Below are 8,944 nucleotides of genomic sequence, written 5' to 3'. Positions count from 1 at the left end.
ATGTGGGTCGAACGCTCGACCCGCAACGATGCCGACGTGGACTATACCTTCGCGCAGATCGGCATCCGCGACGACGTGGTCGACATGTCGTCCAACTGCGGCAACATGACCTCCGCCGTCGCCCCCTTCGCCGTCGAGGAAGGCATCTTTCCCGTCGCGGACGGCCCGGCCATGGTGCGCATGTTCAACACCAACACCAGGAAGGTCGTGCACGCGCATTTCACCGTCCAGGACGGCCGCGCCGTCTCGACCGGCGACATGGAGATTCCCGGCGTCTCCGGAACGGGGGCGCCCATGCGCCTCGACTGGATGGATCCGGCCGGCACCGCCGGGCGCGGCGTATTGCCGACCGGCAAGCCGCAGGAAACCTTCTCCGCCCCCGGGTTCGGCGAGTTCCCCGGCTCGATCGTCGATGCCGCCTCGGTCTGCGTCTATGTCCCCGCCGCCGCCTTCGGCCTGACCTGCGCGGAATCGCCCATGGCCATCGACGACATGAAGGAGGTCATGGCGGGCATGGAATACGTGCGCCGCGACGCCGCCGTGCGCGCCGGCCTGGCCGCGACGCCGGAAGCCGCCGCCCAGGCCTCGCCCCGGGTCGCCCTGATCGCCCCGCCGGTCGCCTACAAGACCCTGGCGGGGACGGAGATCGCCGCCGAGGACTACACCATCGCGGTGCGCGTCGCCTCCATGGAAAACATCCACCGGGCGGTTCAGGTCACGGGGGCCATGAGCATTTCCGCCGGTCTGGTCGTCGAAGGCACGTTGTTGAACGAGATGGCCGTCAATCTGGACACCAAGGGGGACCTCAAGATCGGCAATCCGTCAGGGGTGCTGGCGACCCGCGCCGATGCCAAGAAGAACGCGGACGGGTCGTGGAATCTGGTCTCGACCTCCGCCTACCGCACTTTCCGGCGCATCATGGACGGGCACGTCTATCACCCCTAGGCAGATCGCCCGTCACGGTCCCGCGTATGAAATCCGGATGACCTCGACCTCGTCGAGGCCCTGAGGCGTGCGCACGGCGACCACGTCGCCTTCCTCCGCCTTCATCAGGGCGCGGGCCATGGGCGAGACCCAGCTGATCTCGCCTTCCTCCAGCCGCGCCTCGTCGACGCCGACGATGCGCACCGTCGGCGTCTCGCCACGGGAATTCTCGAAGGTCACCCAGGCACCGAAGAACACCTGATCGCGATTGGTCTGGCGCGCCGGATCGACGACCTCGGCGATCTCCAGTCGCTTCATCAGATAGCGCAGGCGGCGGTCGATCTCGCGCAGGCGTTTCTTACCGTAGATGTAGTCGCCGTTTTCGGAGCGGTCGCCGTTGCCCGCGGCCCAGGACACGATATCGACCACCTTGGGCCGCTCGACATGGCGCAGATGCTTGAGCTCCGCCTGCAGGCGCGCGTGGCCCTCGGGTGTCAGCAGATTGCGCGATCCCGCCGGCAGCACGGGGCCGTCGTCGATCTCATCCTCAAGATCGACTTCCGCCGCCGCGTCCTCGTTCACGAATGCCTTGCTCACCTTGGTCCTCTCGCGTGGCCCGGAATGGACCTATTCTAGCGCAAGCGCGCGGGATACAAGCGCCCAATCAACGCTTAGGAGATTTTCCCGGCCATGACCGATACCACCGACCGCCCCCTCGGCCCCCCGCTTCCTCAGTGGACACCCCGCCCCCGCCCCGGCCGCGACATCCTGACCGGCCCGCGATGCCGCCTGGAGCCCCTGTCCGCCGATGCCCATGGCGAGGACCTGTGGCAGGCCAACACCGCCGACACGGACGGCCGCATGTGGGATTACATGGCCTACGGGCCTTTCGCTGAATTCGCCGAATACCGGACCTGGCTGGCCGGTGCCGAAGCCGGGGATGACCCCCTGTTCTTCGCGATCGTCGACCCCGCGTCGGGCAAGGCCCTCGGCGTCGCCAGTTACCTGCGCATCGACCCCGCGAACGGCGTCATCGAGGTCGGCAACATCGCCTATTCGCCCGCCCTTCAGGGCACCGTTCTCGCAACCGAAGCCATGTATCTGATGATGGCTCATGCCTTCGATACGCTCGGCTACCGGCGCTATGAATGGAAGTGCAACGGCTTCAACGCGCCGTCGCGGCGGGCGGCGCAGCGCCTGGGCTTTTCCTATGAAGGGTTGTTCCGCAACCATATGGTGGTCAAAGGCCGCAGCCGCAATTCCGCCTGGTTCGCGATTACGGATGCGGAGTGGCCCGCCATCAAGGCGGCGCATGAATCCTGGCTCAGCCCGGACAATTTCGATGCGGACGGCAATCAGCGCCGCGCGCTGTCGAAACTGACAAAGGGCCTAAGAACGGAAGATTCCAAAGCGGTCTAAGGCGACGTTCAGCCGCCGACGGTCGACGGTTCGCAGAACTGGCGGCGCTTCTTCAGGTCGGCGCAGATTCCCTTGGCTTCGCCCGCCGACTTCAGCGGCCCGGCCTTGAGGCGGTAATAGACGCCCTTCTTGCCAAGATCGACCTTGGAAACCTCATGCTCCATATCCTTGAGCACGGTGCGGTGACGGCGCTGAATCAGCTTCCAGCCGTCCTCCGCCTGCTTTTCCGAGCGATAGGACGCGAGGTGCACACCCGGCTGCGGGCCCTTCGGCTTTTCCATCTTCTCGGCCTTGTCCTTGTCGACAAGGCTGGTGGGGGCGGCCTGAGCCGACACCATCTTGGGCGCTTCCGGCTGCATGGCTTTTTCGATGGCGGCGCGTTCACGGGTGTATTCGTCGGACGAGATGTAGCCGCTGTCGCGCAGTTGTTCCAGGCGGCGCACCATGTCGGCGGCCTCCATCAGACCTTGCGGCGGCGGCGCCGGATTGACCAGGCGCACGGGTGCCGCCGGCATCAGGGCATCGAGGATCATGTTGCGTTCGGCGGCATGCTGCGACACGGAGATGGCCCGCAGTTCCAGCGCGCGGCCGATGGCGCGCAGGCGCCCGGAAATCTGTTCCGTGGTCGGCACGGGCCGGTCCAGCCCTGCCGACGACGGCGGCGAGGTCAGCGGTAACAGGGCACCGACATTGGCCTGGCGCCGGGTCGCATATTCCTGCGGCGTGACAAGGCCCTGATCCTTCAGGGCGCGCATGGTCGAAAAGCGCGAAATCACGTTCTGGTCGCCGCCGGAGTAGGCATCCATGGTGGTCACCGGCATGGCGGGGGCGGCCATGGCCTGCTGCGGCTGGGCCGAAGTCATGGGCGGCGGCGCGCCGAACGAGGTGGCCGGGGCGCGGCCCGTGGGCGACGCGGAAACGGTGGCGGGGGCGCCGGGGAACCCGGCCGGGGCCTGGCCCAGACGCACGGCGCTGGGCACTTCGCCGGAATCGAGCAACGACAGGTTGACGCTGGCGATCTGCGACGCCGGACGCGTCGCCAGGTTGTTCCACACAACGAACTGCTGAGATTCCTCCGGACGCAGGGCCAGCACGGCCTCGTACATCTGGCGCGACTTCGTGATCTGGCCCGTATTCTGATAGAGGATGCCGGCACCAAGCAGCGCGTCAACATCCTTCGGGTTGGCCTGCAAGGCCTTCTGGAAATGGCTTTCGGCGGTGACGAAGTTACCCTTGGCCAGTTCGGCGATGCCCAGTTCGGCCTCGTCGTTCTGCTTCAGGGGGCTTCCCGCCCAGAAGGTGTCCGTGAAGATCTGCGATTCCTGCAAGGCACCACAGGCACCAATGCCCACGGTTGCCACCGCAACAAACGCAAACCGCGCCATAAGACGTCGACCGGTCATGATCCTCTCCCGCAGCTAAGACACGCGCCGCCCCGGCGTTCACTCCCAAGAAAACGCCGGAAAATACCCAGGATGGCGGCGCCACGTCTGGATCAACTCAAGGATAGTGAAAACCATTGGGGTAAACAATTGGTAAAAAAGGAGGAATCATTCACCACCCCTAAGGTGGACCTAGGATTTCCGGGGCGATCCGGCGTCCTGGGCCGACATGGTCAATTCCATGAACCGCATGCCGGGGGCCGTGTCGCCGTGATAAGGCGCGATTTCGGCGAATCCCATGGCGCGGTAGAGGGCCTGCGCGCCTTTCATGTGATCGAGGGTATCCAGACAGAGCGCGCGGAACCCGGCGGCCCGGGCATGGCCCACGGCGGCCGCGGCCAACCGGCGGCCGAAGCCTTGGCCCTGCCAGGCCGGACGCACGTACAGGCGTTTCATTTCCGCCCTGTCTTCGGACAGAGCGCGGACACCGACCGCGCCGGCGGCGGCGGCGTCCGCGCGCAAAAGCAACAGAGCCCCCCGGGGCGGGCCGTAAGCCCCGGGCAGCCCCGCCAGCTCGGCGTCGAAGCCTTTCAGGCAGTAGGCGCGGGAAACGTCGGCCCCGTATTCGGCGAACATTTCCCGCACCGCATCAAGGTCCGGGCCGCCGGTGACCGTCGTGATGACCGCGTCCGGCATCCCCGCACGTCCCTTAAGAGGACAGCGCCTCGGCAATGGCCGCGCCCAGTTCCTGGGTCGAGGCCGTGCCGCCCATGTCGCGGGTCTTGGGACCGTCGCCGGCGACCACCTGTTCGATGACGCGCACGATCTCGTCGGCCGCGTCCTTCTGGCCCAGGTGGTCGAGCATCATCGCCGCCGACCAGATCTGGCCGATGGGGTTGGCGATGTTTTGGCCCGCGATGTCGGGGGCGGAGCCGTGAACCGGCTCGAACATCGACGGATAATCCCGTTCGGGATTGATGTTGGCCGACGGCGCGATGCCGATGGTGCCGGTGCAGGCCGGCCCCAGGTCGGACAGAATATCGCCGAACAGATTGGAGCCGACGACCACGTCGAACCAATCCGGGTTGCGCACGAAATGGGCCGTCAGAATGTCGATGTGGAACTGGTCGGTCTCGATATCCGGATATTCCGATGCGATCGCCGCGAAGCGTTCGTCCCAATAGGGCATGGAGATGCTGATGCCGTTGGATTTGGTCGCCGAGGTGACCTTCTTGCGCTTGCGCGTGCGGGCCAGTTCGAAGGCGACGCGGATGATGCGGTCGCAGCCCTTCTTGGTGAACACGGACAGCTGCGTCGCGAATTCTTCCGGCGTGCCGACATTGCCGCGTCCGCCGATGTCGGAATATTCGCCTTCGTTGTTTTCGCGCACGACCAGGAAGTCGATGTCGCCCGGCTTGCGGTTTGCCAGCGGACAGGGCATGCCTTCCATGAGCTTGACCGGGCGCAGCGACAGGTACTGTTGGAACTGGCGGCGGATCGGGATCAACAGCCCCCAAAGCGAGACATGGTCCTTCACGCCCGGGAAGCCGACGGCGCCCAGCAGGATCGAATCATGGCCCTTGATGGTGTCCAGCCCGTCTTCCGGCATCATGGCACCTTCCTTGGCGTAGCGCTCGCAGCTCCAGTCGAATTCGTCGAACTTGAACGACAGGTCGTGCTTGCGGCCGATCACCTCGAGCACGCGGAGCGCTTCGGGCATGACTTCGTTGCCAATGCCGTCCCCGGGGATGACGGCGATGCGGTAGGCGTTGGTGGACATGGATGGCTCCCTTTTTGGTTCTTTCTGCCGCGGATCGGGCGGGACAACGGTTTTAGCCCCCCGCCCCTTTTCCGGCAAGCACGCGGACCAGCAAATCCTTGTCCACGTTGCCGCCGGAAAGCACCACGCCCGTCTTCTTCCCGGCCATGGCGTCGCGTTCCTGAAGACGGGCCGCCAAGGTCGCCGCTCCCGCGCCTTCGGCCAGATTATGGGTGTCCGTGAAATAAGCCGCCATGGCGGCGGAAATCTCTTCGTCGGAAACCGTGACGATGCGCGCGGCGCCCGCGCAGATGATGTCAAGCGCCAGGGCGTCCGGCTGACGGACGGCCAATCCCTCGGCAATGGTCGCGACGCCGTTGGTCGCGATCACCCGGCGTGCTTCGTACGACAGCGCGTAACAGGGCGCGCCTTAGGCGACGACACCGACGACCTCCGTCTTCAAACCAAGCGCATCGCGCGCCGCGATGACGCCGCAGATGCCGGAGCCCAGACCGATGGGGACATAGACCGTATCCAGGTCCGGCTGCGCCTCGAACAACTCCAACCCATAGCTTGCCACCCCCTGGACCAGCCAGGGATGGAACGACGGCACCATATGCAGACCGCGCGCCGCCGCGAGCCCCTCGGCGAATTCCTTCGCCGCCTGGAAATCATCGCCATGCTCGATCAGATCGACGCCCTGCGCCGCCATGGCGGCATTCTTGCCCGGATTGTTCCCCTTCGGCACGACAATGGTTGCCGGCAGGCCAACCATGCGGGCCGCCCGGCCGACGCTTTGCCCATGGTTTCCGGTGGTCGCCGAGACAACCCCCGCAAGATCCGGATGTTCGGCCTTTAGTCGCGTGAGGTAAACAAGACCACCCCGCACCTTAAAGGCGCCGACGGGTGAATGGTTCTCGTGCTTGACCCAAACCTCGCCGCCGGCGCGTTGGTCAAGCAATGGCCAGTTGTGGGTCGGCGTGGGGGGCACATGGGTGCTGACGATCTCGCGGGCGGATTTAAGCTCCGGCAGGGTCATCCAATCCATGAAGCGTCCCCCAACATTGTCCGCATATTGTCACCCATCAATTCCGCATTAACCCCGAACATTGATCAATTAACTCAATACAATTGACACGCAATCGATACAATATCTAAAATCGCACCATGACAATCTGGATGCCCGAACTGCGTGGCCGTGCCGGCCCCAAGTACCAGGCGATCGTCGACGCCATCGTCGACGCCCTGGAAACGGGCGACCTGACGCCGGGCACCAAATTGCCGCCGCAACGCAATCTGGCCTATGACCTGGGCGTGACCTTGGGCACCGTGACCCGCGCCTACCAGGAATTGGAACGCAGCGGCCTGGCCCGCGGCGAGGTCGGTCGCGGCACCTTCATCACCGCCCCCGCCGACCGTGTCCCCGCACCGTCCCTCAACCATAACATCGACGCACTGCGCAACAGCGTCGATCTGGTCGCCTCGCCGTACAACGCCATGTACGGCACGGACTTCATGGGTTCGGAAGGGCTTGAGCTTGCCTCCAACTACCCCGTGACCATAGGTGTCGGCGCCCTGACCCAGCGCGCCATCGCCCGCGTCAACCACGAAGCGGTGTGGGAAGCGGTTTCCCGCTATCAGGCGCACAACGGTCTGCGCCCGCATCTTGAGGCAAGCGCGGAATGGCTGACCGGCCTGGGCGTGAATGCCCGCGCCGAAGACATCCTGATCGCGCCGGGGGCGCAGGCCGCGACCCAGACGGCGCTGATGGCCCTGGCCAAACCGGGTGACCTGATCCTCGCCGAAGCGTTGAGCTGGCCCGGGGTCAAGGTGACGGCGGCGCCGCTCGGCCTACGGGTCGAGGGTCTGGCCATGGACGAACACGGTCTGATTCCGGACGCCTTCGAACAGGCCTGCCGCGACCGCGCGCCCCGCCTGCTCTACCTGCTGCCGACGTTGCAGAACCCGACGGCGAGCATCATGCCGGAGGACCGCCGCCGCCAGATCGCCGAGATCGCCCGCAAGTACGGCGTGTTCGTGATCGAGGACGATGTCTACGGCTTTCTTGTGGACGACGCCCCGCCCCGCCTTCATACCCTCGCGCCGGACGTCACCGTCTATGTGACCAGCCTGTCCAAGGCCGTGTCGCCGGGCCTGCGCGTCGGCTATGTCCTGGTCCCCCAGGGCCTCATGGCGTCGTTCGTGAACGCCTTGCGCTCGTCGACCCTGATGGCCTCGCCGCTGGCCGTCGAAATCGCCAGCGAGATGATCCGCGGCGGCGAAGCCGACGAGATGATGGCCCAGCAACGCCGCGAGGTCGAAAGCCGCCAGAAGGAATTGGTGCGCCGCCTGGGCCACCTTGAGCTCCGCACCCACCCGCGCTCGCTGCATGCCTGGCTGCCGGTGCCTCACGGGTTCACCGGGCCCGAGTTCCGCACCCGGCTGCTGGAACGCGGCGTGTCCGTAACCCCGGGCAACGCCTTCGTGATGGACGAACGCCACCGCCCCGACCGACCGCATGTGCGCATCTGCCTTGGCGCCGAGCAGGACCGCCAGCGACTGGAGCGGGCGCTTGGCATCATCGCCGAGGTGGCGGGCGCGACCAGCCACATGGCCGAGCCGACCTACGTCTAAGCAATCAGCTAATTTTTCGGATCAAAGGGCGTGACCGCGAACCCGTGATTCAGAGGGCCGTGGCCTCGCCCCAGTCCGGGCGCGGTGCGGATCGCCTCCACCACATAGGCATGGGCGCGGGCGACGGCGTCGATCAGGTCCAGGCCCTGGGCAATCCCGGCGGCACAGGCGCTGGCCAGGGTGCACCCCGTGCCGTGGGTATGGGGCGTATCGATGCGGGGGCCTTCCCAACCCAAGCAGTCATCGGCTGTAACCAGAAGGTCCGTCACCGTGTCGCCGTCCAGATGCCCGCCCTTCATCAGCACGGCCCTGGCACCCAATGCCAGAATATCCTCGCCCGCATCCATCATGTCCTCGACCGTTCGCACGGGCAGGCCCGTAAGCACTTCGGCTTCGGGCAGGTTGGGCGTAACCAGGGCCGCCCCCGGCAGCAAACGGGTCTTCAACGCGTCAACGGCATCGTCGTCGAGCAGCGCATGGCCGCCCTTGGCGATCATCACCGTATCCAGAACCACCGGGACGCCCGCCGCGGTTTCGGCCAGGGCATCGGCGACGGCCAGGACGACCTCGGCCCGGTGCAGCATGCCGATCTTGATGCAGTCGGCGCCCAAATCTTCCATCACCATGCGGATCTGCTGGGCGACGAAGTCCGCGGGCACGGCCTGGATTCCCGTGACGCCCAGGGTGTTCTGGGCCGTCAACGCGGTGATCGCGGTCATGGCGTAACCGCCCAGCGCCGACACCGTCTTGATGTCCGCCTGGATTCCGGCACCGCCGCCGGAATCCGATCCGGCGATGATCAGCACGCGGCCTTTGAGTTGCATGG

At 65.9% G+C, this 8,944-nt stretch carries 8 protein-coding genes and 1 pseudogene (1 of these 9 cut by a window edge); 3 read left to right on the top strand and 6 right to left on the bottom strand.

The genetic code is table 11. The features are described 5' to 3' along the window. Positions 1–945 carry the 3' portion of a PrpF domain-containing protein gene (locus RJ527_13890; protein ID WND75126.1) on the top strand. The gene continues 189 nt to the left of window position 1, outside the view, so the window shows 945 of its 1,134 coding nt (coding positions 190–1,134); its start codon lies off the left edge, out of view; it ends in the stop codon at positions 943–945. Between the two features lie 12 nt (positions 946–957). Here RJ527_13890 and greB read toward each other — a convergent pair whose 3' ends face one another. Beyond that, positions 958–1,521, bottom strand: coding sequence for a transcription elongation factor GreB (gene greB, locus RJ527_13885; protein WND75125.1), 564 nt, complete (start codon positions 1,519–1,521; stop codon positions 958–960). Between the two features lie 93 nt (positions 1,522–1,614). Between greB and RJ527_13880 the strand changes: the two genes are divergently transcribed. Then, positions 1,615–2,343, top strand: a complete 729-nt coding sequence (locus tag RJ527_13880; protein ID WND75124.1) for a GNAT family protein — start codon at positions 1,615–1,617, stop codon at positions 2,341–2,343. Positions 2,344–2,351: 8 nt separating this feature from the next. Here RJ527_13880 and RJ527_13875 read toward each other — a convergent pair whose 3' ends face one another. The 4 genes and pseudogenes from RJ527_13875 to RJ527_13860 form a co-directional block, all read right to left on the bottom strand. Further along, positions 2,352–3,746: a tetratricopeptide repeat protein gene (locus tag RJ527_13875; protein WND75123.1), complete on the bottom strand. Its 1,395-nt coding sequence runs from the start codon at positions 3,744–3,746 to the stop codon at positions 2,352–2,354. 171 nt (positions 3,747–3,917) lie between these two features. Then, on the bottom strand, positions 3,918–4,421 hold the full coding sequence (locus RJ527_13870) for a GNAT family N-acetyltransferase (GenBank protein ID WND75122.1): 504 nt from the start codon (positions 4,419–4,421) through the stop codon (positions 3,918–3,920). A 13-nt stretch (positions 4,422–4,434) separates the two neighbouring features. After that, positions 4,435–5,505, bottom strand: a complete 1,071-nt coding sequence (locus RJ527_13865; protein ID WND75121.1) for a tartrate dehydrogenase — start codon at positions 5,503–5,505, stop codon at positions 4,435–4,437. Between the two features lie 52 nt (positions 5,506–5,557). Continuing rightward, positions 5,558–6,523: pseudogene (locus RJ527_13860) on the bottom strand (threonine dehydratase). A 140-nt stretch (positions 6,524–6,663) separates the two neighbouring features. Between RJ527_13860 and RJ527_13855 the strand changes: the two are divergent. Beyond that, positions 6,664–8,118 (top strand): PLP-dependent aminotransferase family protein, encoded by a 1,455-nt coding sequence (locus tag RJ527_13855; GenBank protein ID WND75120.1) that lies wholly within the window; start codon positions 6,664–6,666, stop codon positions 8,116–8,118. A gap of 8 nt (positions 8,119–8,126) precedes the next feature. On the opposite strand, the gene thiD is transcribed toward RJ527_13855, so the two are convergent. Beyond that, positions 8,127–8,942 carry a bifunctional hydroxymethylpyrimidine kinase/phosphomethylpyrimidine kinase gene (gene thiD / locus RJ527_13850; protein ID WND75119.1) on the bottom strand — a complete coding sequence of 272 codons (816 nt, stop codon included), beginning with the start codon at positions 8,940–8,942 and terminating at the stop codon, positions 8,127–8,129. Positions 8,943–8,944: the final 2 nt, after the last annotated feature.

It is taken from the genome of Thalassospiraceae bacterium LMO-SO8 (genome assembly GCA_031655335.1).
In the GTDB taxonomy this organism is placed as follows: domain Bacteria; phylum Pseudomonadota; class Alphaproteobacteria; order Rhodospirillales; family Casp-alpha2; genus UBA1479.
Note: the sequence above shows the minus strand (reverse complement) of the source record. Positions and strands in the feature narration are given on the sequence as shown.

Bases quoted from the DNA above. Each gene is read 5' to 3' on its own strand.
- RJ527_13880 (WND75124.1), top strand. From the start codon at position 1,615: ATGACCGATACCACCGACCGCCCCCTCGGCCCCCCGCTTCCTCAGTGG.
- RJ527_13875 (WND75123.1), bottom strand. From the start codon at position 3,746: ATGACCGGTCGACGTCTTATGGCGCGGTTTGCGTTTGTTGCGGTGGCA.
- RJ527_13870 (WND75122.1), bottom strand. From the start codon at position 4,421: ATGCCGGACGCGGTCATCACGACGGTCACCGGCGGCCCGGACCTTGAT.
- RJ527_13865 (WND75121.1), bottom strand. From the start codon at position 5,505: ATGTCCACCAACGCCTACCGCATCGCCGTCATCCCCGGGGACGGCATT.
- RJ527_13855 (WND75120.1), top strand. From the start codon at position 6,664: ATGCCCGAACTGCGTGGCCGTGCCGGCCCCAAGTACCAGGCGATCGTC.
- thiD (WND75119.1), bottom strand. From the start codon at position 8,942: ATGCAACTCAAAGGCCGCGTGCTGATCATCGCCGGATCGGATTCCGGC.